A 24810-nucleotide genomic window follows, 5' to 3' on the forward strand; every position below is an offset into this window, starting at 1 on the left:
TAAATGAGAAATTTTTAACGCGGTTAGCGGCAGCTTTAATCCCTCAAAATGATTAAGTATTATTGAGGATTGGTATAAATATTGGACCCCCAACTTTATGTCAGAATTCTATATTCCGAGCGAATCCATTAGTCATCATGAAGAAATTAAGAAGAGCACTTTTTTAGTGCATATTGCGCATACGCCAACCATTGAGTCTGCGAAAGCCTTTATTAAGAAGATCAATGATGACTACCCAGATGCCAGACATAATTGTTGGGCACATGTGGCAGGGGCGCCAGGGGGGAGTCATGTTTATGGTTTCTCGGATGATGGCGAGCCCAATGGCACTGCGGGCAAACCTATGTTGAATGTGCTTATTGGCTCTGGGCTTGGTGAAATAACCGCAGTAACAACCCGTTACTTTGGCGGCATTAAGCTGGGCACGGGCGGTTTAGTGCGAGCTTATGGCGGCACGCTAAACAATGCCCTTGAGGTACTAAAAACAACATTGAAAGTGCCTGCAACAGAGCTGATAGGGCGATCGGATTATGCGTTGCAGGGAGTTATTGAGCAGTATTTAAATACCCATTTCACTATTCTGAAGCTTGATAAAAGCTATGACTCAGCGGTGAATTGGCAAATCAGCATTGATAGTCGACAAGTTGAACAAGCACAGCAAGAAATTTTTGATTTAACCCATGGAGTGGTTGAGTTAGTCTGTAAAGAGTAAGACAATCAAGTAATAACACTCTGTCATTCTTATTTTTGAAGCGTAACGCAGCATGCAATTTCGTACCATAATAAAAATTCTTGGCCAGCTGGTGGCCTTATTTAGTATCACCATGGTGCCGCCTGCACTGGTTTCGCTGATTTATAAAGATGGTGGGGGTGTACCATTTGTACTGGCATTTGTGTTCAGTATCATCATGGGTATGTTGGCGTATTATCCTAACCGCCATCAAAAAGGAGATTTGAAAGCCAGAGAAGGCTTCTTGATAGTAGTGTTATTTTGGCTGGTACTGGGGTCGTTCGCCTCCTTACCGCTTATCTTCTTACAAACACCCAACCTCTCCTTGGCAGATTCAGTCTTTGAAGCGTTTTCAGGCTTAACCACCACCGGTGCAACTGTTTTAACGGGCATTGAAACCTTGCCTAAGTCGGTATTGTTTTACCGTCAGCAACTGCAGTGGTTAGGGGGTATGGGTATCATCGTACTAGCGGTTGCGGTCTTGCCAATGCTAGGTGTCGGTGGGATGCAGTTATATCGTGCAGAAACGCCGGGGCCTGTGAAAGACTCGAAAATGACACCGCGGATCGCCGATACGGCTAAGCACCTTTGGTATATTTATGTGGCGTTAACGTTAGCCTGTACTTTGGCATATTGGTTGGCGGGCATGAACTTTTTCGATGCGTTATGTCATGCCTTCTCGACGATTGCGATCGGCGGTTTCTCGACGTATGACGCATCCATGGGTTACTTTGACAGCCCTTTGATTAACCTCATTTGTGTGGTGTTCTTGATTATCGCCGCAGTGAACTTCTCACTGCATTATGCGGCGGTGTCGAGTCGAAATGTGCGAGTGTACTTACGCGATCCAGAATTCAAAGTATTCTTATTTATACAGCTTGCTTTGGTCGTCATTTGCTTTGCTGTTTTATCGTCAAATCAAGTGTATGCCGATGGAGATGAAACCCTAGATCAGGCTTTGTTCCAAGCAGTTTCTATCAGTACAACTGCTGGGTTTGCGACAGATAATTTCTCGGCTTGGCCTCTGTTTTTACCTATCTTACTTATTTTCTCTAGTTTTATTGGTGGGTGTGCGGGCTCGACTGGTGGTGGCATGAAGGTAGTACGTGTGTTCTTGCTGTATCTTCAAGGTGTGCGTGAGCTAAATCGCTTGGTTCACCCTCGTGCGATTTACTCTATTAAACTAGGCCGCAAAGCACTGCCTGATAAAGTCGTTGAGGCGGTATGGGGCTTTTTCTCAGCTTATGCCTTGGTGTTTGTGATCATCATGATTGCCTTGTTAGGCACGGGTATGGACAACATCACCGCGTTTTCAGCGACCGCAGCGTGTTTAAATAACTTAGGTCCTGGGCTAGGCGATGTGGCTGCGCATTATGGCGACATTACCGATTCAGCTAAATGGATCTTAACGTTGGCCATGGTATTTGGTCGTTTAGAAATATTCACACTACTGGTGTTATTTACGCCGACATTTTGGCGAGGTTAAACTAGTCTTAAGGCTTAAAGAAAAATTTAGGTCAGCAGATTAAAGTCTTCGGTAGACGGCCGATATAAACAGGAATAACAAAAATAAAAGGGACACTTGTACTGACTGCAAGTTGTAAAAGGTCAAAGATGTTAAAGTCGCAAACCAGTGTAGATGTATCTATCATTTCTCAGCTGCCAACAGGGAGCACGGTAGATATTGAAGTGATCATGCCGGCAGGCTCAAAACGCTTAAAAACGGAATTTGTCGGTTATATGTCGGGGCAATATATCATTTTGAATTGCCCGTCGGCACAGCGTTTAGGTGCGGCACTTGATTATGTCAAAGAGGGGACGTACGTGGTGGTGCGTGCTGTACTCGAGCAAGGCGATGGGCAGATCATTGCTTATAAAAGTATGATTAAAGCCGTGACGACACACCCGACTAAGCTTATCTTTTTATTTCTTCCCCGTGCCGTACAAAGCTATCAGCTCCGTGAGCAAGTCCGTATTCCGACTTTAATCCCTGCTGTGTTTAATACCAGTGACCACTCAGAAGTTGGCGTGATAAAGGATATTTCTTTGTCGGGTCTTCAGTTTGATTTACACAGTGATGATGTTTGTCCTAATACTGATTTAAAAGAGCAAGACTGTGAAATTCTACTTGAGGGTAAACAAAACCAGCAATTTAAACTCAATGGTGAGATTTGCCGAGTGAAACAAAAAGAAGGTTTGGTCATGCTGGGAATAAAATTGAAGAACGATCAGACTTTTATGGAAGCCATAATGAAAGAGTATTTGATCGACCTGTCAGTGTTACAAGCCGATCAAAAAGAATAGCGTCATAGGCTGAATCTAAACGAATAGCGCACTTACTTGGAATAGCTTTTCGACTACACCAATTTGCTTTTTATCGATTAAGAACATGATGACATGGTCGCCAGACATAATCACAGTGTCATCATGGGCAATCAGCACTTCATCATTACGCACAATGGCACCAATGGTAGTACCGACAGGCAGCTTAATATCGCTGATAGCACGGCCCACTACTTTTGAGGTGTTTTCATCACCATGCGCAACTGCTTCTATGGCTTCAGCGGCCCCTTTACGTAATGAATATACATTGACGATATCACCACGACGAACATGGGTGAGTAGCGCAGATATGGTTGCTTGTTGAGGCGAGATAGCAATATCAATCTCACCACCTTGGACCAAGTCAACATAAGCACCACGTTGGATCAGTACCATGGTTTTCTGTGCGCCCATACGTTTTGCCAACATGGCAGCCATAATATTGGCTTCATCATCATTGGTAACCGCGATGAACACGTCAACTTGTTCAATATGCTCTTCAGAAAGCAGCTCTTGATCTGAAGCGTCACCACAGAACACGACGGTATTGTCGAGCATTTCTGAAAGCTCAGTGGCACGCGCTTGATTACGTTCGATCAGTTTCACGCTGTGGTTTTTCTCAAGCGAGCGCGCAAGGCCCGCACCGATATTACCCCCACCGGCAATCATGATCTTTTTATAAGATTGCTCGAGCTTTTGTAACTCATTCATTACCGCGCGAATGTGCTTGGTTGCGGCAAGGAAGAAGATTTCATCATCAGCTTCAATAACCGTCGTCCCCAGAGGTTTAATGGCTTTACCTTGGCGGTAAATCGCTGCAACGCGAGTATCAACATTTGGAATATGCTCTTTCAAGGCTGATAGCGCATAGCCCACTAGCAGGCCACCGTAATACGCTTTTACAGCAACCAGTGACAGCATGCCATCGCCAAACTGAAGTACTTGTAATGCGCCGGGGTAATCAATCAAGCGGCGAATGTACTTGGTCACCAACTGCTCTGGCGCAATGTAGTGGTCTACGGGTAAGTCGTCGTTATGGAATAGCTTCTCACGATACTTCAAATATTGCTCAGAGCGGATCCGAGCAATCTTTGTTGGTGTATTGAAGATACTGTAGGCGACCTGACAAGCAACCATGTTGACTTCATCCGAACTGGTCACCGCGATGATCATATCGGCATCTTCGGCACCCGCTTGGCGAAGTACATCTGGGTGTGCGCTGTGACCCGCAACCCCTTGCAAGTCATATTTATCTTGAAGCTCTCGTAAACGATCGCCGTCGATATCCACCACGGTGATTTCGTTTTGTTCACCCACAAGGTTTTCTGCTAGGGTGCCGCCAACTTGTCCGGCGCCTAAAATGATGATCTTCATAGTGTGATTAATTACTTTTTAATTATTTTTGCGTAATAAAAGCCATCGGTTAAACCAGGTAACAACTGTAAGCCGGGTGCTTCAGGTGTGTCACTCTCATGAAGAGGCTGGTGAATGGCGTCGCTATTGTCAGCTAAAAACTGCGCGACTTGCTGTTTGTTTTCTTTTGGCAGTACTGAGCAAGTTGCATACAGTAACGTACCACCTGATTTTAATAGTGGCCAAATGTTTTTCAGGATCTGGCCTTGTAGCTCGGCAAGATCGTCAATGTCAGTTTTTCTACGAAGCCATTTAATATCAGGGTGACGACGAATTACACCCGTGGCTGAACAGGGCACATCGAGTAAGATGCGATCGTATTGCTGACCGTTCCACCAAGTATCTGGCTGACTCGCATCGGCATGAATACAGTTTGCTTCAAGGCCAATACGATCAAGGTTTTGCTCAACGCGAAGTAAGCGGTCACTGTCAGCATCTAATGCGTCAACGTTTGCCTTGGCAAGCTCTAAAATATGGCAAGTTTTACCACCAGGCGCTGCACACGCATCTAATATAAGTTCGTCATCTTGCGGTTCAAGTAAACGTGCAGCGAGCTGGGCTGCAGCATCTTGCACCGAACTTGCACCTTGTTTAAACCCAGGTAGCTTGGCCACATCACAGGCTTTATCTAAGATGATGGCGTCTTGATATTCTGGGTAGTACTCGGCGCGAATACCCGCCTCATCAAGTGCCTCTAAGTATTCTTCTGTGCTGCCCATGTGCTGGTTAACACGCAGCCACATAGGCGCTTGTAATTGGTTTTGCTCAAGAATATCTTGCCACTGTTCTGGGTAGGCTTCTTTAACGGCTTTAATAAACCAGCCCGGGTGATTGAATGTTAAAACATCATTACCTTGGCTGCTTTCTTCTAAGGTGTCTTGCTGGCGTTGGAAGTTACGCAGTACTGCATTAACTAAACCTTTCAGACCGCCGGCGCGCATTTGCATCAATGCATTTACTGTTTCGGCAACGGCAGCATGCTCAGGCACACGCATATGCTGTAACTGATAAATTCCCACATAAAGTAAAAATTGAAAAACGCGGTTTTTACCTTTAAGCGGCTTTTCTAGCAGTTGCTGGCAGTAATTTTCTAAACTTGGTAAGTAGCGTAAAACGCCATAACAAATTTGTTGTAATAGCGCTTTGTCTTTTGGCGATAAGTTTTTTGCAGCAAGCGGAAGCTGTGTATTCAGCGATTGGCCTTTATCGACAACCTGAAATAGGGTTTGCGCCGCAAGGGCGCGCACATTGGTCATTATTGGCCTACCTTATTACCAGCGGCAACCCACTCAGCACGACCGTTTAAGAAGTCCTGTGCAGACATAGGTTTTTTACCTTGCGGCTGTAGTTGCGTGATACGTAGCGCATTTTCACCGCAAGCGATCACGATACCTTGTTTGTCGGCATGTAATACGGTACCTGCTTCGCCACTTTGTTCAACAACATCAGCTTGCCAAATTTTCACGGTGTTTTCTTGCATTTGAGTAAAACACACTGGCCAAGGATTAAATGCACGGATGTTACGCTCTAGTTGTGCAGCATCCATTTGCCAGTCAATATCAGCTTCTTCTTTACTGAGCTTCTTGGCATAGTTAGCAAGGGTATCATCTTGAGGCTCTGCAACCGCAGTGCCTGCAGCCATGCTGTTTAGTGTTTCAATGAGCGCAGGTGGCCCAAGCTCGGCAAGCTTGGTATAAAGGCTTGCGCTGGTATCTTCTGCGGTAATTGGACAAGTCGCAATATGCAGCATATCGCCTGTATCTAGACCTTCATCCATCTGCATAATGGTTACACCAGTTTCGGCATCACCCGCCCACAGTGCACGCTGAATTGGCGCGGCACCACGCCAACGCGGCAAAATAGAGCCATGCACGTTAACGCAGCCAAGGCGAGGTGTGTCTAACACCACTTTAGGTAACAATAGGCCATAAGCAACAACAACCATTACATCGGCGTTTAGGCTGGCTAATTCTTGCTGAGCTTCTTCACTTTTAAATGATTCAGGTTGGTAAACGGGTAAATCATGCTCAAGCGCCAAGGTTTTTACCTCACTGGCTTTGAGTTTTTTACCGCGACCCGCAGGGCGGTCTGGTTGACTATACACACCAACAACTTGGTGCTCTGAATCGATAAGTGCTTGAAGGTGGCGCGCAGCAAAATCAGGCGTACCAGCGAAAACAATACGTAATGGTTGAGTCACAGAATATTCCAATGTTGTCAGGTTAAATTAAGAACGAGCCGCTAAGCGTGCTTCTTTTTCAAGTTTCTTGCGAATACGCTGGCGCTTAAGTGGCGATAGGTAATCAATAAATAATTTACCCATTAGGTGATCAAGTTCGTGCTGAGTACAAATCGCCAGTAGGCCATCTGCTTCATAGGTATATTCTTCACCGTTTTCATTTAACGCTTTGACAGTGACTTGTTCTGCGCGGTCAACTTTTGCGTAAGACTGAGGCACAGATAAACAACCTTCTTCGCTGATAGTAGAGCCGTCTTTCGCGATGATCTCTGGGTTGATTAATACCAGTGGCTCATTGCCTTCTTCTGATACATCGATCACCACAATACGCTTGTGAATATCAACTTGAGTAGCTGCTAAACCAATGCCGTTTTCGTCATACATGGTTTCAAGCATATCTTTAACGATTTGACGAATTTCGTCGTTTACTTCAGTCACAGGCTCTGCAACTGTGCGTAAACGCTCATCTGGGAATCTTAATACTTCTAACTTAGCCATGGTTACCTTTTACTATTGAGCTATATATGCATTCGTGTATGCTTTCATTTTAGCCATTCACGTTTCCCTTTTACAGGTTTTGGTTGATAATATCGAAAAATAACTCAAGGAAGCTTTAATGAAATATACCATTGCTGCGTTAATGCTCTCTGTTGGCGCTCAATTTTCTGCCATGGCTGATGTTTTACAGTTGAAAGCCGGTGCGCCACAACAGTATGTGGTAAAGAAAGGCGATACCTTGTGGGACATTTCGACCATGTATCTAAACACGCCTTGGCGTTGGCCTGAGTTGTGGCAATGGAACCCGCAAATTGACGACCCTGATTTAATTTATCCCGGTGATGTTTTGGCGCTGCAATATGATGCCCAAGGCAACCCGCGTTTAGTATTAAAGAAAGGGGTGAAGAAGCTTTCTCCTCGAACTCGCGTGGTAGTGCAAAAAAACACCGCTATTCCGACATTACCTCTAGCCATGATAGAGCCGTTTCTACGTTTCGACCAAGCCATCGGTGCCGATGATCTAGATGGCAAGCCAATTGTACTGGGGTCAAATCGTAACGTGCTGCGTAACACCCAAGGTCAGTTGTTATATGTAAAGGGTAATCTTAATCCATCTGCGAACTATGGTATTTACCGTCGCGGTGAGGCCTATATTGATCCTGAGAATGGTGACACGTTAGCGTATGAATCGCGTTTAGTGGGTACCGCGCGGGTAATATTTGGTGGTGATATTGAGGCAGGCCACCCGGCAAAAGTTGAGATTGAAACGGTGCGCCAAGAAATCAAAACCAATGATGTTCTGATGCCGATTAATGTAGATCAAAGCTTTTCGGCGCAATTTAATATGACGCGTCCTACCGAAGCCATCAACGGCTCGATTATTTCAAGCGACAACCAAATGCGTGAATTTGGTTCAACTGCCATTGTAGTATTAAACCGTGGACGTGACGATAATCTTAAAGAAGGCCATATTCTTGATATTAACAAACAGTCACCTACAGTTATTGAGGGCAAACATGGCCCGCGCTACGTTGAAGACGCCAACAAGCTAGAAAAGTTTATCACTGGCTTTAGAGAAATGTTTGGCACAGAAAACGACGAAGACAGTGTGGTGTGGACGATGCCAAAAGAAAAAGTCGGTGAGCTGATGGTATTTAAAGTTTACGACAATATTAGCTATGCGATGGTGACTCGCTCTCAACAACCAATCAGAGTGGGAGACACCATTAGCGCCAATTAGGCGAAAGCTTATAAATGACAAGATACTCTAAGGAGGGAGTATGGCAACACTTTCGCAGTTACAAGGATTGATACTGTATTTAACCAAAGGGCTGGGCAGTGCAACGCTCTCAGCCATAGAAAGCAAAATAGATCTTGTTGAGTTATTCGACTTACACCATGATGAACTCATAGCACTCGGCATTAACCCCACCATCGCAGAGCAAATAGCCACTCCTGATTTAAAACGCATAGAGCAGCTCCAGAAGTTTTGTGAACAACAAAGTATTCAAATTATTCATACCGAGCATGAAACTTATCCAAAATTACTTAAACAAACCTGTCATGCGCCTTTAATACTTTTCTGCAAAGGTAATATTACATTACTGAATGAGCCGCAAATTGCCATAGTAGGAAGTCGTAACGCAACACCGCCTGGGTTGGAGTGTGCCTCAGAATTTGCGTATCAGTTAACCCGTTCAGGTATAGCGGTCACCTCAGGTATGGCCATGGGCATCGATGGGGCGGCACACAAAGGAGCGCTCGCAGGTAATGGTAATACCATTGCAGTGTTAGGCACAGGTGTCGATGTGGTTTATCCAAAGCGACATAACTACTTATATCAGCAACTGGCTGAGCAAGGGCTGGTTATCAGTGAGTTTTTGCCGGGTACGGTGGCAAATCAACATCACTTTCCAAGGCGAAACAGGATTATTTCGGGGCTGTCGCTAGGTACCTTAATTGTTGAAGCAGAAATAAAAAGCGGCTCTTTAGTCACGGCCAAGTATGCGCTTGAGCAAAATAGAGAGGTATTTGCGATACCCGGTTCTATCAGAAATCCGCTGGCAGCAGGGTGTCATCACCTGATAAAACAAGGAGCAAAGTTAGTAGAAAATGTGGCTGATATTTTAGAAGATGTGAGCTTTTTGCCAAATAACGGTCTATATAATATAGAAAGGGCAGAAAATGCCCCAATAGAAGACAGTAAGGAGAATTGCCCAGTATTAAAGAGTCTTGGTTTTGAAGCGGCCAGTGTCGATGTCATAACCCATAGGACTCAATGGCCAGTAGAGAAAGTATTAGCACGACTGCTGGATCTCGAACTCGAAGATAAAGTCGCCCGCACTGCGGAAGGCTACATAAAATTAGCGAGGGGTTAATCATGTTTGATATTTTAATGTACTTATTTGAGAACTATATCCATTCTGAATCGGATATTTTTGTTGAACAAAACGAATTAACTGACGAGCTATTACGTGCTGGTTTTAATCAAGATGAGATTTACAAAGCCTTGGATTGGCTGGAGCAATTAGCTGATTTACAACATAGCGATGAAATTCCTTACTTAAATGCGACGGCCGATAAAGCCATCCGTATTTATACCGAAGAAGAGTGCCAGCTTCTGGATGTTGAAAGCCGTGGCTTTTTAATGTTTGTTGAGCAAGTTGGTGTGATTGATAGCACGACTCGTGAAATGGTCATTGACCGATTAATGGCCCTTGAAAAGGCTGAGATCAGTCTAGATGACTTAAAGTGGGTGATCTTAATGGTGCTCTTTAATGTGCCAGGTAAAGAGCAAGCCTATGCGCAAATGGAAGATCTGATCTTCGATGAGCCCACGGAGTACTTGCACTAGACGTGCTTTTATTGATGCACAATACTTGACCCTAACTTTAGCACGGTTATATTAGGCGCAATTCAAATCGAGCTAAGTGGGTGGCATGTATGAGTAAGATTGATCATTCTTTATTTAATGCTGATAAACATGCATTAGAAAAGGAATATGAAATTTGTCCTAAATGTGGCTCTGAGCTGGTGATGAAGCACAGCAAAAATGGGCCATTTTTGGGTTGTGCCAATTACCCTGCGTGTGACTATATTCGCTCTCTCGCCCAGCATGATAATCACGACATCAAAGTACTCGACGACTCACCGTGTCCTGACTGTGGGGAGCCTTTGGTTATTCGCAATGGTCGTTACGGTATGTTTATCGGATGTACTGGATACCCTGCCTGCCATTTTATTGTGCATGAAGACGAACCCGAAGAAGAAGGGTTACCAAACTGCCCTAAATGTAAAAAGGGTAAGCTCGTTGTTCGTAACAATAAATTCGGTAAACAATTCTACTCCTGTGATGCCTACCCAAATTGTAAGTACAGTTTGAATCAACACCCAGTCGATGAGACTTGCCCGCAATGTGGTTGGGGGGTGATGGTTGAGAAATCTCGTGGCGATAAAGCTGTGTTACAATGCCCGCAGAAATCCTGCCAACATAAAGTAGAGAAATCATAGTGAGCCATGAACAACAAACCAGCAAAGATACGCCTGAAGCTGTATTACGTGCTGGTGGCGTAATTTGTTATCCAACAGAAGCTGTGTATGGTCTTGGCTGTGATCCCGATGATCACAGTGCCGTGCATCGCATTTTGACTTTAAAGCAAAGAGCTGAAGAGAAAGGGCTGATTTTAATCGCCGATAACTTTGCTCAGCTTTTACCTTATGTCGATGAAAGCAAAATTCCAATGGATAAACGCGCTGAAATTTTTTCTTCGTGGCCAGCAGCCATTACTTGGGCTTTGCCTGCTAAGCCTTCAACCCCTAAATGGTTAACGGGCGCTCATTCAACAATCGCGGTACGCGTTAGTGCACACCCGGTGGTGAAGCAGCTTTGTCAGCAATTTGGTAAGCCGCTGGTGTCGACCAGTGCAAACATTGCAGGGCAACAACCAGAAGCAACACTAGACAAAGTAAAAGCGGTATTTAATGATCAAATCGACTTTTATGTTGAAGGGGCACTTGGTGGTGAGAGCAAACCAAGTCAAATTAAAAATGCCTTTACCACACAGCTAATTAGAGAGTAAGCATGTCAAAAGTAAATTTAGAAACAGTCAAAGCCTTCTTATTACAATTACAAGACACAATTTGTGCAGGCCTAGAACAAGCTGATGGTAAAGCGAAATTTGTTGAAGATGCATGGGAAAGAGCGGAAGGCGGTGGTGGTCGTACACGTGTTATTCGCGATGGTGACGTAATCGAGCAGGGCGGTGTTAACTTTTCTCATGTATTTGGTGCGTCAATGCCCGCTTCGGCAACTGCACATCGCCCAGAATTAGCGGGTCGCAGCTTCCATGCCTGTGGTGTGTCTTTGGTTATTCACCCTAAAAATCCACATATCCCAACGAGTCATGCCAATGTACGCTTCTTCATTGCTGAAAAAGAAGGCGAAGCACCCATTTGGTGGTTTGGTGGCGGTTTTGATTTAACGCCTTTCTATCCTGTATTAGAAGATGTTAAACATTGGCACCAAGTTGCAAAAGACTTATGCGATCCATTTGGTGACACTGTTTATAACGACTATAAAAAGTGGTGTGACGAATATTTTTACCTAAAGCATCGTGGTGAAACCCGTGGCGTAGGTGGTCTATTCTTTGATGATCTCAATGAGTGGGGGTTTGAGAAGAGCTTCGACTTTATGCAAGCAGTAGGGAATGGTTTCTTAGATGCCTACTTACCAATCATTGAAAAGCGTAAAGACACGCCAACGAATGATGCGCAGCGTCAATTCCAGCTTTATCGTCGTGGTCGCTATGTTGAATTTAACCTAGTGTGGGACCGTGGTACCTTGTTTGGCTTACAAACCGGTGGTCGTACTGAGTCAATTTTAATGTCGATGCCACCATTGGCGCGTTGGGAATATGACTTCACACCAGAAGCCGGCTCATTAGAAGCCAATTTATATGAATCTTACTTAAAACCAAGAGACTGGTTGAGCCTTTAACTTCAGAGCTTGAATAGCAGTCCATAAAAAAACGGCGCTCGAGTGAGCGCCGTTTTTTTATAAAAGAAGCTTATTATTAATCGACTTTAAAGCTGCGCACTTGCTCATCCAAAGAGCGCGCTAGAGTCAGGAGTTCTTCACTGACTTGTTTACTGCGGTGCGCATCTTTTAAAGATTCTTCCGCGTTATCACGAATACCAATGACGCTGTGATTAATTTCTTCTGCTGCCAGGTTTTGCTGCTCTGTGGCATCGGCGATTTGTACGTTTAAGTCATTAATCTCATGCATCTGATTTGAAATATCTTTGAGTGCCTGTGCGACTTTTTTCACTTGTAAGGCTCTGTCATCCGCTTCTTCACAAGATGCACTCATCGCCTGAACGGTTTGCGCAGCTTCGCTTTGCAGTTTTTCAATGGTGCGCTTTATTTCATCCGTAGAGTCATGAGTACGAGTTGCCAGCGTTCTTACTTCATCAGCAACCACAGCAAAGCCTCGACCTGCTTCACCCGCTCGTGCCGCTTCGATTGCTGCGTTAAGTGCAAGCAAGTTAGTTTGCTCGGCAATACTACTGATCACTTCAAGTACTTTGCCTACTTCAAGGGTTTGGTTTTGTAATTGACTCACTTGCTCTGCGGCTTGGCGAACATCTTGCGCAAGTTGATTAATACTGGCTTCGGTGTGTTCTGCAACAGCCATGCTTTCTTCTGCTAGATGATTACTTGAGTCCGACTTCTCTGAGGCAAAATGTGTGGTGTTCTTAACTTCGCTTGATGAGCTCTCTAATTCATTAATCGCAGCGGCAACAGAATCTGTGCCTTGCTTTTGCGCCAAAATAGCTTGTTCTGTTGTATCTGCTGAGTTGTAAATACTTTCTGCCGAGCGAATAAGCACATGAGAAGAGTGGGAGACTTGCGCCATATTCTCTTTAAATGCTGTCATCATTTTATTGAAGTTCGTCGCTAAACGCCCAAGTTCATCGTCGATATCATCATCAATACGTAGGCTTAAATCTTTATTCTGTGTAGCAAGGCGCATGGTGCGGCCAAGGGTTTTTAGACGCACAATAAATAGTTTTCTAAATAGTATGCCTAAAATGACAAACGCTGAGACGAAAATGGCCGATAGTAACCCTGTGCTTAACCAAGTATTGCTGGTCACTGTGTTATCTATGTCATCTAATGAATAACTGATACGAACAACCCCTAATACATCGCCTTCTTTGGCCATGTGGCAACCCAAACAGTTCGTGCCTTTATAGTCACTGCTGGCTATCATAGGTCTAAGAAATGTCATCACACGCATGTCATCGCGTTGTTCTATGACTAAAGTTTCTTTACCTCTTAGTGCATCACGTTCAGCATCAGTAGTTGGTGCTTGATTGGGGTTGCCTGGACCGTAAAGTTTGTTGATTAACTCTGCTCGAATGATGTGGGCGTCTTCGATGCTAGGGTGAGCGCGAAGTTTTTCACTGAGTATTTCGCGATTGGCCATAGTGCCTGTCAGCATCATGGTATTAATTGAGTCGAAGTAGTTATCTGCCAATAACTTGATATTCTCGGCGACGGTCTCTTGAGCAAGTTTTTGTTGCTGATCTGAGCTACTCCAAATACTGGCAATGAGTACAAGTACGCCCGTTATCGCTAAAAGTGCATAAATTTTATGTTGTATCGATTTCACAGTAATCATTCAATCTCACTCATATATCATTCCATTATGCAGCTTTTAGAGATAAGAGGGCTTGATTCAGCGCAAATGAGCCACAGCTAATTTAACAATTAGTTAATAGTTTAGTCCTTGTTGATCATGTGAGTAGCTAATTGTTCAAAAGATTTTCTTAGTCCCACTCTTAATAGAGGGTTATCAACCTCAATTTCAAGCGCCTTATTCATGCAAAACATCCATTGATCTCTTAAGTCTTTATCTATCGAAAAAGGCATATGGCGTTTTCGCAGCATAGGGTGTCCGTATTTCTCAACAAATAAATCAGGGCCACCTAGCCAACCGGATAGAAACTCAAAAAAGACTAAACGTATTCTATCTAGAGGTTGTGGATGCATGTCATATAGCGGTTTCGCGTATTCTTCTTCTGCCATTACATCGTAAAAGCGATCCGCTAAGGCTTTAACACCTGCTTCCCCACCTAAAATTTCATAAGGTGATTTTTCTACCGTTGGGGTTTCGTGCATATTACTCTCTTGTTCTTTACTTGCATCTTTGTTGAAGATGCGTTTAATTAGCTGCTTCATAAACTATTCACTGGGCTTATTTAATGGGTAAATTCGCGGTATTTGGTAATCCGATAAAACATTCTAAATCGCCACAGATCCATAGGCAATTTGCAGAGCAGTTTTCAACGCAAATAGATTATCAAGCTTTGCTAGCGCCATTAGATGAATTTGAGGCATTCACACAAGACTTTTTTACAAACCAAGCAGGTGAAGGGGCTAATGTCACTTTGCCTTTTAAAGAGCGTGCGTTTGAGCTGGTAGATGAACTCACAGAAAGAGCACAGCTAGCGGGAGCCGTGAATACCATTAAGAAGTTAGATGATGGTCGATTACTTGGTGATAACACAGATGGCGCTGGGTTAGTGGCTGACTTAATTCGTAATGAATGCAAACTGGATGGCGCATCTGTTTTGCTTATAGGTGCCGGTGGTGCCGCAAGAGGGTGTATTTATCCTTTATTTCAAGCTGGGGTGAAAGACATCACCATTGCGAATCGCACCCAAGAGAAAGCTGAGTTATTGGCTGAGCAGTTTTCTGCTTATGGTCATGTCAAAGGGATCGGCTTAGACGAGATAACAAATTCGAATTATCAAGTTGTGATTAACTCGACATCATCAAGTGTGACCGGTGAACTTCCAAATATATCGGAGACTGTTTTTACGCAATGTCACCTTGCTTACGATATGTTTTATAGCAATGAGCAAACTAGCTTCTTAAAATGGGTGGGGTCTATTAACCCGAAAACCAAGTTAGTAGATGGAATTGGTATGCTAATAGGGCAAGCCGCAGAAGCATATTATCTTTGGCAAGGTGATATGCCCGAATTAACACCAGTTATAAATACATTTGCTAAGGGCTAACATGAATCAAGCAATCTTATTTAATGATGATGCGAGTTTTAATGCGACTCAACAAAGAATAGAGTTCACAGCGATGAATTCTGGTTTAATCATTCGTTGCTGTGTTGCATTTGAAGGAGAAGAGGTTAAAGCGCTTACCCACTTTGCAGAGCATCAATTTGATTATGAAATGCAAGCTGAGGCGCTTATCGAAGAAGAAAGCTACTCAGCAGAAGGGGAAGTATTACTTAGCCGAGTCTGACTCTGCTAAGTAATCATCTTTTAGCTCAACATAATTGAGTGCTGATATTTTCAAGAAGGCTAACTCTGAATCAGTTAACGGACGAGCTTGTTTCACCGGGCTACCTACATATAGATAGCCTGATTCAAGTTTCTTATTAGGTGGCACTAATGCACCGCCACCAATGATGACATCATCTTCGACAATCGCATTGTCCATCACAATCGCGCCCATACCCACTAATATACGGTTTCCAAGCTTACAGCCATGTAGCATGACCTTATGGCCGACTGTCACATCATCACCAATAATAAGTGGGTAACCTTCGGGGTTGTTTGCGCTCTTGCGCGTTAAATGAAGTACGCTACCATCTTGAATATTAGTGCGCTCACCGATCTGTATATAGTTAACATCTCCTCGCGCTGCAACCAAAGGCCAAACGCTACTATCCTCACCAAGAGTGATATCACCGACTAAAACGGCAGATTCATCAACATAGACGGATTTTTCTAATTTAGGATAGATCCCTTTATAACTTCTTATCATTTTTGTAGAGCCCCGAGTTTTATTGAGATGTTATTTATGCTTTGTAATTAGTGTAGAGTCAAAGCGAGCAATTTACCATGGCTTAAAAATAGCAGTTAACACTCAGAAGTGACCAAAATTACAGCGTTAAAGTATCAAAAACAGACGTTTCGTTTAAAATACACGCGAACAGTCAGTTTTTTGCATTTTTCTTTAAAAAAGGGGTTGCGTAATTTTCTGCTCTCCCTATAATGCGACCCCACTGACACGGGGCGAGACGCTGAAAAGCAAATCAAAACGATGTCGAGTCAAATAAAACTTAATCTTAAATAACTTTTTAAAATTAAGTGTTGACATAAAAAGTGAAGTCGTTATTATGGCGCTCCACTTCGCAGCGAGGCTGCGGTAACTCATCGAGTTACACTGTTCTTTAAAAATATGAAGCAATCATCTGTGTGGGCACTCGTACAGATTGAGTTCTAACAGCTCTTGATTCAGGAGCAAAAAAATTTAGAGTCTCAATTTCTTATGAGTGACTATATAGTCAATTTATACAGAATTCATTGAGCACGAATCTTAGGATTCAAAAAACTTTTAATTGAAGAGTTTGATCATGGCTCAGATTGAACGCTGGCGGCAGGCCTAACACATGCAAGTCGAGCGGTAACATTTCTAGCTTGCTAGAAGATGACGAGCGGCGGACGGGTGAGTAATGCTTGGGAATATGCCTTAGGGTGGGGGACAACAGTTGGAAACGACTGCTAATACCGCATAACGTCTACGGACCAAAGGGGGCTTCGGCTCTCGCCCTTAGATTAGCCCAAGTGGGATTAGCTAGTTGGTGAGGTAATGGCTCACCAAGGCGACGATCCCTAGCTGGTTTGAGAGGATGATCAGCCACACTGGAACTGAGACACGGTCCAGACTCCTACGGGAGGCAGCAGTGGGGAATATTGCACAATGGGCGCAAGCCTGATGCAGCCATGCCGCGTGTGTGAAGAAGGCCTTAGGGTTGTAAAGCACTTTCAGTAAGGAGGAAAGGTTAGTAGTTAATACCTGCTAGCTGTGACGTTACTTACAGAAGAAGCACCGGCTAACTCCGTGCCAGCAGCCGCGGTAATACGGAGGGTGCGAGCGTTAATCGGAATTACTGGGCGTAAAGCGTACGCAGGCGGTTTGTTAAGCGAGATGTGAAAGCCCCGGGCTCAACCTGGGAACTGCATTTCGAACTGGCAAACTAGAGTATGATAGAGGGTGGTAGAATTTCAGGTGTAGCGGTGAAATGCGTAGAGATCTGAAGGAATACCGATGGCGAAGGCAGCCACCTGGGTCAATACTGACGCTCATGTACGAAAGCGTGGGGAGCAAACGGGATTAGATACCCCGGTAGTCCACGCCGTAAACGATGTCTACTAGGAGCTGGGGTCTTCGGACAACTTTTCCAAAGCTAACGCATTAAGTAGACCGCCTGGGGAGTACGGCCGCAAGGTTAAAACTCAAATGAATTGACGGGGGCCCGCACAAGCGGTGGAGCATGTGGTTTAATTCGATGCAACGCGAAGAACCTTACCTACACTTGACATACAGAGAACTTACTAGAGATAGTTTGGTGCCTTCGGGAACTCTGATACAGGTGCTGCATGGCTGTCGTCAGCTCGTGTTGTGAGATGTTGGGTTAAGTCCCGCAACGAGCGCAACCCCTATCCTTAGTTGCCAGCGATTCGGTCGGGAACTCTAAGGAGACTGCCGGTGATAAACCGGAGGAAGGTGGGGACGACGTCAAGTCATCATGGCCCTTACGTGTAGGGCTACACACGTGCTACAATGGCGCATACAGAGTGCTGCAAGCTCGCGAGAGTTAGCGAATCACTTAAAGTGCGTCGTAGTCCGGATTGGAGTCTGCAACTCGACTCCATGAAGTCGGAATCGCTAGTAATCGCGGATCAGAATGCCGCGGTGAATACGTTCCCGGGCCTTGTACACACCGCCCGTCACACCATGGGAGTGGGTTGCTCCAGAAGTAGGTAGCTTAACCTTAGGGAGGGCGCTTACCACGGAGTGATTCATGACTGGGGTGAAGTCGTAACAAGGTAGCCCTAGGGGAACCTGGGGCTGGATCACCTCCTTAACGATTTAGAACAGATTTGTTCGTAGTGTCCACACAGATGATTGTTAGTTAGCACAAGCTGCTAATTAATATTGCTCTTTAAAAATTTGGAAAAGCTGATAATTAATTCTTTTAGAAGAAATTCTAAAAAGAGTTTTCAAAAGTAAAACAATGCCGATAAACATTCATTTGTTTATTAGCGTCTACTTTAGTATTCAATATTAACTTCTGGCGAAGTTAAAACTGTCTTTGACGATACAAACCATTTTGGGTTGTATGGTTAAGTGACTAAGCGTACACGGTGGATGCCTTGGCAGTTGGAGGCGATGAAGGACGTACTAACTTGCGATAAGCCTAGTCAAGCCAGTAAGAGGCGCTTGAGACTAGGATTTCCGAATGGGGAAACCCACCTGCTTGCAGGTATCGTTAACTGAATACATAGGTTAACGAGGCGAACGCGGAGAACTGAAACATCTAAGTACCCGTAGGAAAAGAAATCAACCGAGATTCCGAAAGTAGCGGCGAGCGAAATCGGACTAGCCCTTAAGCTTTAGTGTAGTTAGTGGAACATTCTGGAAAGTTTGACGATACAGGGTGACAGTCCCGTACACAAAAACTTATCTAAAGTGAAATCGAGTAGGTCGGAGCACGTGAAACTTTGACTGAATATAGGTGGACCATCATCTAAGGCTAAATACTCCCAACTGACCGATAGTGAACCAGTACCGTGAGGGAAAGGCGAAAAGAACCCCTGTGAGGGGAGTGAAATAGAACCTGAAACCGTGTACGTACAAGCAGTAGGAGCCCTTCGAGGGTGACTGCGTACCTTTTGTATAATGGGTCAGCGACTTATATTTTGTAGCGAGGTTAACCGTTTAGGGTAGCCGTAGCGAAAGCGAGTCTTAACTGGGCGTTGAGTTGCAAGGTATAGACCCGAAACCCGGTGATCTAGCCATGGGCAGGTTGAAGGTTGAGTAACATCAACTGGAGGACCGAACCCACTAACGTTGAAAAGTTAGGGGATGACCTGTGGCTTGGAGTGAAAGGCTAATCAAACCGGGAGATAGCTGGTTCTCCCCGAAATCTATTTAGGTAGAGCCTCGGACGAATACTTACGGGGGTAGAGCACTGTTAAGGCTAGGGGGTCATCCCGACTTACCAACCCTTTGCAAACTCCGAATACCGTAAAGTACTATCCGGGAGACACACGGTGGGTGCTAACGTCCATCGTGGAGAGGGAAACAACCCAGACCGTCAGCTAAGGTCCCAAAGTGTATGTTAAGTGGGAAACGATGTGGGAAGGCTAAAACAGCTAGGAGGTTGGCTTAGAAGCAGCCATCCTTTAAAGAAAGCGTAATAGCTCACTAGTCGAGTCGGCCTGCGCGGAAGATGTAACGGGGCTAAACATACCACCGAAGCTACGGCTGCATACTTTGTATGCGGGGTAGGGGAGCGTTCTGTAAGCGGCTGAAGCTCAATTGTAAAGTTGGGTGGACGTATCAGAAGTGCGAATGCTGACATGAGTAACGATAATGCGGGTGAAAAACCCGCACGCCGGAAGACCAAGGGTTCCTATCCCATGTTAATCAGGGTAGGGTAAGTCGACCCCTAAGGCGAGGCTGAAGAGCGTAGTCGATGGGAAACGGGTTAATATTCCCGTACTTGGAATAATTGCGATGGGGGGACGGAGCAGGCTAATCAAGCATGGCGATGGTTGTCCATGTGAAAGGCTGTAGGCTGGTGACTTAGGAAAATCCGGGTCGCTAAGGCTGAGAGTCGAGACGAGCTACCACGGTAGTGAAGTTGATGATGCCCTACTTCCAGGAAAAGCCTCTAAGCTTCAGATTATTTCGAATCGTACCCCAAACCGACACAGGTGGTCAGGTAGAGAATACTAAGGCGCTTGAGAGAACTCGGGTGAAGGAACTAGGCAAAATTGTACCGTAACTTCGGGAGAAGGTACGCTCCTATCTGTGATGAGATTTACTCTTTAAGCGGACGGGAGCCGCAGTGACCAGGTGGCTGGGACTGTTTATTAAAAACACAGCACTGTGCAAAATCGTAAGATGACGTATACGGTGTGACACCTGCCCGGTGCCGGAAGGTTAATTGATGGGGTTAGCTTAGGCGAAGCTCTTGATCGAAGCCCCGGTAAACGGCGGCCGTAACTATAACGGTCCTAAGGTAGCGAAATTCCTTGTCGGGTAAGTTCCGACCTGCACGAATGGTGTAACCATGGCCACGCTGTCTCCACCCGAGACTCAGTGAAATTGAAATCGCAGTGAAGATGCTGTGTACCCGCGGCTAGACGGAAAGACCCCGTGAACCTTTACTACAGCTTGGCACTGAACATTGAGCCTACATGTGTAGGATAGGTGGGAGGCTTTGAAGCAGCGTCGCTAGATGTTGTGGAGCCATCCTTGAAATACCACCCTTGTATGTTTGATGTTCTAACATAGGCCCCTAATCGGGGTTGTGGACAGTGCCTGGTGGGTAGTTTGACTGGGGCGGTCTCCTCCCAAAGAGTAACGGAGGAGCACGAAGGTTGGCTAAGTACGGTCGGACATCGTACGGTTAGTGTAATGGTAGAAGCCAGCTTAACTGCGAGACAGACACGTCGAGCAGGTACGAAAGTAGGTCATAGTGATCCGGTGGTTCTGAATGGAAGGGCCATCGCTCAACGGATAAAAGGTACTCCGGGGATAACAGGCTGATACCGCCCAAGAGTTCATATCGACGGCGGTGTTTGGCACCTCGATGTCGGCTCATCACATCCTGGGGCTGAAGTCGGTCCCAAGGGTATGGCTGTTCGCCATTTAAAGTGGTACGCGAGCTGGGTTTAGAACGTCGTGAGACAGTTCGGTCCCTATCTGCCGTGGGCGTTTGAGAATTGAGAGGGGCTGCTCCTAGTACGAGAGGACCGGAGTGGACGAACCGCTGGTGTTCGGGTTGTGATGCCAATTGCATTGCCCGGTAGCTACGTTCGGAATCGATAACCGCTGAAAGCATCTAAGCGGGAAGCGAGCCTCGAGATGAGTTCTCACTTTAACTTTAAGTTAACTGAAGGGCCGTTGGAGACTACAACGTTGATAGGCTGGGTGTGGAAGTGTAGTGATACATTAAGCTAACCAGTACTAATTACCCGTGAGGCTTAACCATACAACGCCAAAGTGGTTTTAGCTCAGAAGCTAATATGAACTAAAGTAGAAGTTTTAGAATTATTAGATTTTTTCCAGATTTTAACCAAATTTGCTTGGTGACCATAGCGTTTTGGAACCACCTGATTCCATGCCGAACTCAGAAGTGAAACGAAACAGCGTCGATGATAGTGTGGGTCTCCCATGTGAAAGTAGAACATTGCCAAGCACCTATTTAGAGAAAGCCCGATTCGAAAGAGTCGGGCTTTTTTGCGTTTATGGTGCTAAATCGTCCTGCACAGTGATGAGGCAATACTCGGTGATAAAAAGACGAATTAGCGCAAGGTGAAATGAGCAACCTTCACTGAAGCCACTCTGCTCATTTTGAAACTTTTTTCACACGCGTAAATACCTACGCCCTTATCTTCAGCTAAACTGGTTTATCTCACCTTGCGCAAAAGAAGCGCTCTCACTGCGTTCGCAGTCGCTAATTTTGCACCATAAGCGCAAGGTGAAATGAGTAGCCTTCACAGAGGTTAGTCTTATCTTGTTGAATTAGTTTCCATGTAGATAAACCTCGTTTGCCTATTCACCCCTGAAGCTGGGTCCCATCGCACATCCATGCGCTCATCTCAATGAACTGCGAAGCTACGCTTCGGTCTCATTTCGTCCATGTGAAAGTAGAACATTGCCAAGCACCTATTTAGAGAAAGCCCGATTCGAAAGAGTCGGGCTTTTTTGCTTTAAGTCCCTCAACATCAGCTAAACTAGTTTATCTCACTTTGCGCGAAAAGAATGTCAGCGCTTCACGCTGTGTCATAAACCTTTCGCACGATATTCACCTTGCGCGAAAAGAATGCAAGCGCTACGCGCTTGTCATAAACCTTTCGCACCATATTTACACTTTTCTTGAATAATAAAATTAAAAAACTCGGTCATCTATGTGTATGCTTAACTTACATACGCGTATGGCTGCTATAAGCTGCATATAGCAGGCAATTATTAATATGGATAATTTAGATGATACCCAACAGATTAAGTTTACTCTTTAGTTTAGCTTTATGTTTTGTAACACAGTCTCATGCATTTGAAGTTCTGATTAAAGACAATGCTGGAAACCCTTTAGGTAATGCTGTTGTGTGGCTTGAGGGCGATCTATATAAGCCTAAAGCTGAGCAGGTTTCAGAAATGTTTAGCATGGGGCAAAAAGATAGAGCTTTTACGCCACATATATTGGTTGTGCCAACCGGCGCTAAAATTGAATTTCCTAATTTCGACTCTATCTTGCATCATGTTTACTCCTTTTCGAAGCCAAAACCATTTGAATTAAAATTATATAAAGAAACGCCTAAATCAGAGATTGTCTTCGAAAATAATGGTGTTATTGAATTAGGGTGTAACATTCATGATTGGATGCTGGGATATATCTTAGTAGTCGACTCTGGCTTCTATGCGATCACTGATGCACAAGGTATAGCAAATATAGCCTTATCTCCTTCGCAAATAGGTTCGGCGCAGTTACATGTTTGGCATGAGCGTTTTGAAAAGTTAGAGGATAGTGAGCAGGTAAAAATACATCTTAGTTCCCATACCCAAAATGAAACCTATAAAGTGAAGCAATCTCTCATGGAAGTTTTTGACTTTGAAGTAGATGAAAGTGATGGTTATGAATAAAGTTATTTTTGTACTGTTAGGTTTAAGCTTTTCTTCAGCCACCACAGCAAGCAATATTCAAACAAATTTTGATGGCTTGATTGAAGCAAGCTATGACTCAGGCTCTGACTCATTGAGCTGGTTAAATAAGGGCTGGGGTACAACCCGATTTGGAAAAGATGATGAAAACTTTCTAATATCTCGGGCAGCCTTTACTGGTCGACTAGACTTTGCAAATAGTTGGTCATTTTTTGGCGTGGCGCAATATGTTTCAGAGCCAAAAGCAACTTTAGGCTTCACAGAAGCCTATTTACAATATAAGCCAATTGCTAAGGGATATCAGGTTTCAGCCAAAGTTGGTGCTTTTTACCCTAAAATGTCTCTTGAAAATACGGGGTTTGCTTGGTCTTCGCCTTATACATATAACTATTCTGCTTTGAATGCTTGGTTAGGTGAAGAGATTAGAGCTATTGGCACAGAATTAACGATAAAACGTCCGGCAAGAAGCTTTAGAAGTAAGTATGATGTAAGTATTCACACAGCTGTTTTTAAAGGAAATGATCCTGCAGGAACCTTGATAGCTTGGCGAGGTCTGTTGCCTCATGACAGACAAACACATCTTAATGAACGAATTGGTTTTGCACCTCTGTATTCATTGCAGAAGCCACAACTCTCAAAACAATGGCAGTACTCAGATCCGTTTAATGAGATAGATGGTCGCTTTGGTTTTTATGCTGGTGTGCACTTAGCGTATTTGAAAAAGCATAGTCTTAGAGTTTACTGGTATGACAATAATGGTGACCCTGCTGCGATAAATGAATCGATTGGTCAATATGCTTGGGATACCAATTTCTTATCAATAGCTTGGAAGAGCAAGCTGTCTAGTCAAACACATCTTTTGGTGCAAGCAATGTCAGGCTCAACGGCCATGGGCCCAGGTAGAGGGGTTGATAATGATTTTCGTAGCTGGTTCGCTTTATTAAGCCATAAATGGACAGCATATCGATTCTCGGCCCGCTTTGAAAAGTCAAAGGTTATTGATAAAGATCATTGGGAGTTTGACCCAAATGCGAGTGACAACCAAGCGCTTACGTTACATATCAATCGTTCTATAAATGATAATTGGAAGCTTGGTATAGAATGGTTATATTCGGATAGTTGGTTGAGTTATCGATATAAAAGTGGATTACCACTAAATACTACTGATAGGGTTTGGCGTGTTACGTTAAGTTATAAGCTTTGAATTTATAAGAGGTAATATTCTTTATTACCTCTTCAAGTCTTTCCATACAACAGCGCAGTCATATCGCTGCAGAGTGTTTTTGACTAGTCTTTGAATGACTTGTGACAATCCTTACAGCCTTTAGCCCAATTTCTAAATGCAGGTCCGATTTCTTTTTTATCTCCAGATTGAGCAGCTACAGCAAGTGCTTGGGCATACTTTGCAAATTGTTCTGCTTTCTTGTCAAATGTAGCGCGGTCAGACCAAATAGCTGGTAAAGCGCCTGTATCACCTTTTTGTGAGTCTGCGGTAAATGCTTCCCAAGGCATGTTTGAAAGTGTTGCTGCACTATCAGCTCGTTGTTGAAAGCGTTTAGCATCAAAAGGTATCTTACCTTTTAGCATATCCCCCATGTCCCCAATCTGATAGCGAATAAGTTGGAAAGTCGCTTTACGATACTCAATTGCGTCTTCTGGCTTTTCAAACATAGATTGTGCATTCGTTTGCAGAGAAAGTGTGCCGAATAAAGCAGCGGCTAATATAAGAGTTTTTTTCATGGTTTGCCCCTAAAAGTTTAGTCAATACTTTGTACGTAAAACACGATAAAAACGCAAGTCGTTCATGATGAGTGGGTAAATATGTTTAAAAAAGATAAAAAA

At 44.3% G+C, this 24810-nt stretch carries 21 protein-coding genes and 3 rRNA genes; 16 read left to right on the top strand and 8 right to left on the bottom strand.

The window, feature by feature from the left end; translation table 11 throughout:
• The first annotated feature begins 97 nt into the window (after window positions 1-97).
• The 3 genes from PP2015_RS00065 to PP2015_RS00075 all read left to right on the top strand — a co-directional run bounded on the left by PP2015_RS00065 (window position 98) and on the right by PP2015_RS00075 (window position 3034).
• The gene (locus PP2015_RS00065; RefSeq protein WP_058028290.1) at window positions 98-712 is read left to right on the top strand and encodes a YigZ family protein; all 615 of its coding nucleotides are present in this window, start codon (window positions 98-100) and stop codon (window positions 710-712) included.
• A 52-nt stretch (window positions 713-764) separates the two neighbouring features.
• Window positions 765-2216, top strand: a complete 1452-nt coding sequence (locus PP2015_RS00070) for a TrkH family potassium uptake protein (protein ID WP_058028291.1) — start codon at window positions 765-767, stop codon at window positions 2214-2216.
• Between the two features lie 128 nt (window positions 2217-2344).
• A complete protein-coding gene (locus PP2015_RS00075) occupies window positions 2345-3034 on the top strand; it encodes a flagellar brake domain-containing protein (protein ID WP_058028292.1) in 690 nt (229 codons plus the stop codon).
• A gap of 15 nt (window positions 3035-3049) precedes the next feature.
• On the opposite strand, the gene trkA is transcribed toward PP2015_RS00075, so the two are convergent.
• Genes trkA through def form a run of 4 tightly spaced genes read right to left on the bottom strand, consistent with a single transcriptional unit; the run spans window position 3050 to window position 7202 of the window.
• Window positions 3050-4426: a Trk system potassium transporter TrkA gene (trkA, locus tag PP2015_RS00080; RefSeq protein WP_058028293.1), complete on the bottom strand. Its 1377-nt coding sequence runs from the start codon at window positions 4424-4426 to the stop codon at window positions 3050-3052.
• 11 nt (window positions 4427-4437) lie between these two features.
• The gene (gene rsmB, locus PP2015_RS00085) at window positions 4438-5721 is read right to left on the bottom strand and encodes a 16S rRNA (cytosine(967)-C(5))-methyltransferase RsmB (RefSeq protein ID WP_058028294.1); all 1284 of its coding nucleotides are present in this window, start codon (window positions 5719-5721) and stop codon (window positions 4438-4440) included.
• Window positions 5721-6665 carry a methionyl-tRNA formyltransferase gene (fmt, locus tag PP2015_RS00090; RefSeq protein WP_058028295.1) on the bottom strand — a complete coding sequence of 315 codons (945 nt, stop codon included), beginning with the start codon at window positions 6663-6665 and terminating at the stop codon, window positions 5721-5723. Before fmt ends, rsmB begins: the two co-directional genes overlap by 1 nt.
• 27 nt (window positions 6666-6692) lie before the next feature.
• A complete protein-coding gene (gene def, locus PP2015_RS00095) occupies window positions 6693-7202 on the bottom strand; it encodes a peptide deformylase (protein ID WP_058028296.1) in 510 nt (169 codons plus the stop codon).
• A gap of 118 nt (window positions 7203-7320) precedes the next feature.
• Here def and PP2015_RS00100 point away from each other — a divergent pair, with 118 nt between their 5' ends.
• The 6 genes from PP2015_RS00100 to hemF all read left to right on the top strand — a co-directional run bounded on the left by PP2015_RS00100 (window position 7321) and on the right by hemF (window position 12198).
• Window positions 7321-8442: a LysM peptidoglycan-binding domain-containing protein gene (locus tag PP2015_RS00100; RefSeq protein WP_058028297.1), complete on the top strand. Its 1122-nt coding sequence runs from the start codon at window positions 7321-7323 to the stop codon at window positions 8440-8442.
• Window positions 8443-8482: 40 nt separating this feature from the next.
• Window positions 8483-9580 carry a DNA-processing protein DprA gene (gene dprA, locus PP2015_RS00105; protein ID WP_058028300.1) on the top strand — a complete coding sequence of 366 codons (1098 nt, stop codon included), beginning with the start codon at window positions 8483-8485 and terminating at the stop codon, window positions 9578-9580.
• A gap of 2 nt (window positions 9581-9582) precedes the next feature.
• Window positions 9583-10056 carry a DUF494 family protein gene (locus PP2015_RS00110; RefSeq protein ID WP_058028302.1) on the top strand — a complete coding sequence of 158 codons (474 nt, stop codon included), beginning with the start codon at window positions 9583-9585 and terminating at the stop codon, window positions 10054-10056.
• An 89-nt stretch (window positions 10057-10145) separates the two neighbouring features.
• On the top strand, window positions 10146-10712 hold the full coding sequence (locus tag PP2015_RS00115; RefSeq protein ID WP_058028303.1) for a DNA topoisomerase family protein: 567 nt from the start codon (window positions 10146-10148) through the stop codon (window positions 10710-10712).
• Window positions 10712-11281: an L-threonylcarbamoyladenylate synthase type 1 TsaC gene (tsaC, locus tag PP2015_RS00120; RefSeq protein ID WP_058028306.1), complete on the top strand. Its 570-nt coding sequence runs from the start codon at window positions 10712-10714 to the stop codon at window positions 11279-11281. The genes PP2015_RS00115 and tsaC overlap by 1 nt, the downstream gene beginning before the upstream one ends.
• Window positions 11282-11283: 2 nt before the next feature.
• The gene (hemF, locus tag PP2015_RS00125) at window positions 11284-12198 is read left to right on the top strand and encodes an oxygen-dependent coproporphyrinogen oxidase (RefSeq protein ID WP_058028308.1); all 915 of its coding nucleotides are present in this window, start codon (window positions 11284-11286) and stop codon (window positions 12196-12198) included.
• Between the two features lie 76 nt (window positions 12199-12274).
• On the opposite strand, the gene PP2015_RS00130 is transcribed toward hemF, so the two are convergent.
• Together PP2015_RS00130 and PP2015_RS00135 are read right to left on the bottom strand one after the other, a co-directional pair.
• Window positions 12275-13885, bottom strand: coding sequence for a methyl-accepting chemotaxis protein (locus PP2015_RS00130; RefSeq protein WP_227009215.1), 1611 nt, complete (start codon window positions 13883-13885; stop codon window positions 12275-12277).
• A gap of 101 nt (window positions 13886-13986) precedes the next feature.
• Window positions 13987-14445 carry a group II truncated hemoglobin gene (locus PP2015_RS00135; RefSeq protein ID WP_058028310.1) on the bottom strand — a complete coding sequence of 153 codons (459 nt, stop codon included), beginning with the start codon at window positions 14443-14445 and terminating at the stop codon, window positions 13987-13989.
• A 23-nt stretch (window positions 14446-14468) separates the two neighbouring features.
• Here PP2015_RS00135 and aroE point away from each other — a divergent pair, with 23 nt between their 5' ends.
• Both aroE and PP2015_RS00145 read left to right on the top strand, forming a co-directional pair.
• Window positions 14469-15287, top strand: a complete 819-nt coding sequence (aroE, locus tag PP2015_RS00140) for a shikimate dehydrogenase (RefSeq protein WP_058028312.1) — start codon at window positions 14469-14471, stop codon at window positions 15285-15287.
• Window position 15288: 1 nt separating this feature from the next.
• Window positions 15289-15528 carry a DUF1488 family protein gene (locus PP2015_RS00145; protein WP_058028314.1) on the top strand — a complete coding sequence of 80 codons (240 nt, stop codon included), beginning with the start codon at window positions 15289-15291 and terminating at the stop codon, window positions 15526-15528.
• Here PP2015_RS00145 and PP2015_RS00150 read toward each other — a convergent pair.
• Window positions 15511-16053: a gamma carbonic anhydrase family protein gene (locus PP2015_RS00150; RefSeq protein WP_058028316.1), complete on the bottom strand. Its 543-nt coding sequence runs from the start codon at window positions 16051-16053 to the stop codon at window positions 15511-15513. The genes PP2015_RS00145 and PP2015_RS00150 overlap by 18 nt on opposite strands.
• Before the next feature lie 574 nt (window positions 16054-16627).
• Between PP2015_RS00150 and PP2015_RS00155 the strand changes: the two genes are divergently transcribed.
• The 5 genes from PP2015_RS00155 to PP2015_RS00175 all read left to right on the top strand — a co-directional run bounded on the left by PP2015_RS00155 (window position 16628) and on the right by PP2015_RS00175 (window position 24172).
• Window positions 16628-18160 (top strand): 16S ribosomal RNA (locus tag PP2015_RS00155).
• 257 nt (window positions 18161-18417) lie between these two features.
• Window positions 18418-21298, top strand: a 23S ribosomal RNA gene (locus PP2015_RS00160).
• A gap of 93 nt (window positions 21299-21391) precedes the next feature.
• Window positions 21392-21505, top strand: a 5S ribosomal RNA gene (gene rrf, locus PP2015_RS00165).
• Together the 16S, 23S and 5S rRNA genes form the textbook arrangement of a ribosomal RNA operon.
• A 791-nt stretch (window positions 21506-22296) precedes the next feature.
• Window positions 22297-22950: a cupredoxin domain-containing protein gene (locus tag PP2015_RS00170; RefSeq protein ID WP_058028318.1), complete on the top strand. Its 654-nt coding sequence runs from the start codon at window positions 22297-22299 to the stop codon at window positions 22948-22950.
• Window positions 22943-24172, top strand: a complete 1230-nt coding sequence (locus PP2015_RS00175) for a hypothetical protein (protein WP_157599061.1) — start codon at window positions 22943-22945, stop codon at window positions 24170-24172. Before PP2015_RS00170 ends, PP2015_RS00175 begins: the two co-directional genes overlap by 8 nt.
• Window positions 24173-24255: 83 nt before the next feature.
• Here PP2015_RS00175 and PP2015_RS00180 read toward each other — a convergent pair whose 3' ends face one another.
• The gene (locus tag PP2015_RS00180; RefSeq protein WP_058028320.1) at window positions 24256-24708 is read right to left on the bottom strand and encodes a c-type cytochrome; all 453 of its coding nucleotides are present in this window, start codon (window positions 24706-24708) and stop codon (window positions 24256-24258) included.
• Window positions 24709-24810: the final 102 nt, after the last annotated feature.

Origin of the sequence: Pseudoalteromonas phenolica (assembly GCF_001444405.1) — a bacterium.
GTDB classification, from domain to species: Bacteria; Pseudomonadota; Gammaproteobacteria; order Enterobacterales; family Alteromonadaceae; genus Pseudoalteromonas; species Pseudoalteromonas phenolica.

Excerpts from the sequence above, each read along its gene's own strand:
- PP2015_RS00065 (WP_058028290.1), top strand. The coding sequence starts at position 98 with ATGTCAGAATTCTATATTCCGAGCGAATCCATTAGTCATCATGAAGAA.
- PP2015_RS00070 (WP_058028291.1), top strand. The coding sequence starts at position 765 with ATGCAATTTCGTACCATAATAAAAATTCTTGGCCAGCTGGTGGCCTTA.
- PP2015_RS00075 (WP_058028292.1), top strand. The coding sequence starts at position 2,345 with ATGTTAAAGTCGCAAACCAGTGTAGATGTATCTATCATTTCTCAGCTG.
- trkA (WP_058028293.1), bottom strand. The coding sequence starts at position 4,426 with ATGAAGATCATCATTTTAGGCGCCGGACAAGTTGGCGGCACCCTAGCA.
- rsmB (WP_058028294.1), bottom strand. The coding sequence starts at position 5,721 with ATGACCAATGTGCGCGCCCTTGCGGCGCAAACCCTATTTCAGGTTGTC.
- def (WP_058028296.1), bottom strand. The coding sequence starts at position 7,202 with ATGGCTAAGTTAGAAGTATTAAGATTCCCAGATGAGCGTTTACGCACA.
- PP2015_RS00100 (WP_058028297.1), top strand. The coding sequence starts at position 7,321 with ATGAAATATACCATTGCTGCGTTAATGCTCTCTGTTGGCGCTCAATTT.
- dprA (WP_058028300.1), top strand. The coding sequence starts at position 8,483 with ATGGCAACACTTTCGCAGTTACAAGGATTGATACTGTATTTAACCAAA.
- PP2015_RS00110 (WP_058028302.1), top strand. The coding sequence starts at position 9,583 with ATGTTTGATATTTTAATGTACTTATTTGAGAACTATATCCATTCTGAA.
- PP2015_RS00115 (WP_058028303.1), top strand. The coding sequence starts at position 10,146 with ATGAGTAAGATTGATCATTCTTTATTTAATGCTGATAAACATGCATTA.
- hemF (WP_058028308.1), top strand. The coding sequence starts at position 11,284 with ATGTCAAAAGTAAATTTAGAAACAGTCAAAGCCTTCTTATTACAATTA.
- PP2015_RS00130 (WP_227009215.1), bottom strand. The coding sequence starts at position 13,885 with ATGATTACTGTGAAATCGATACAACATAAAATTTATGCACTTTTAGCG.
- PP2015_RS00135 (WP_058028310.1), bottom strand. The coding sequence starts at position 14,445 with ATGAAGCAGCTAATTAAACGCATCTTCAACAAAGATGCAAGTAAAGAA.
- aroE (WP_058028312.1), top strand. The coding sequence starts at position 14,469 with ATGGGTAAATTCGCGGTATTTGGTAATCCGATAAAACATTCTAAATCG.
- PP2015_RS00145 (WP_058028314.1), top strand. The coding sequence starts at position 15,289 with ATGAATCAAGCAATCTTATTTAATGATGATGCGAGTTTTAATGCGACT.
- PP2015_RS00150 (WP_058028316.1), bottom strand. The coding sequence starts at position 16,053 with ATGATAAGAAGTTATAAAGGGATCTATCCTAAATTAGAAAAATCCGTC.
- PP2015_RS00170 (WP_058028318.1), top strand. The coding sequence starts at position 22,297 with ATGATACCCAACAGATTAAGTTTACTCTTTAGTTTAGCTTTATGTTTT.
- PP2015_RS00175 (WP_157599061.1), top strand. The coding sequence starts at position 22,943 with ATGAATAAAGTTATTTTTGTACTGTTAGGTTTAAGCTTTTCTTCAGCC.
- PP2015_RS00180 (WP_058028320.1), bottom strand. The coding sequence starts at position 24,708 with ATGAAAAAAACTCTTATATTAGCCGCTGCTTTATTCGGCACACTTTCT.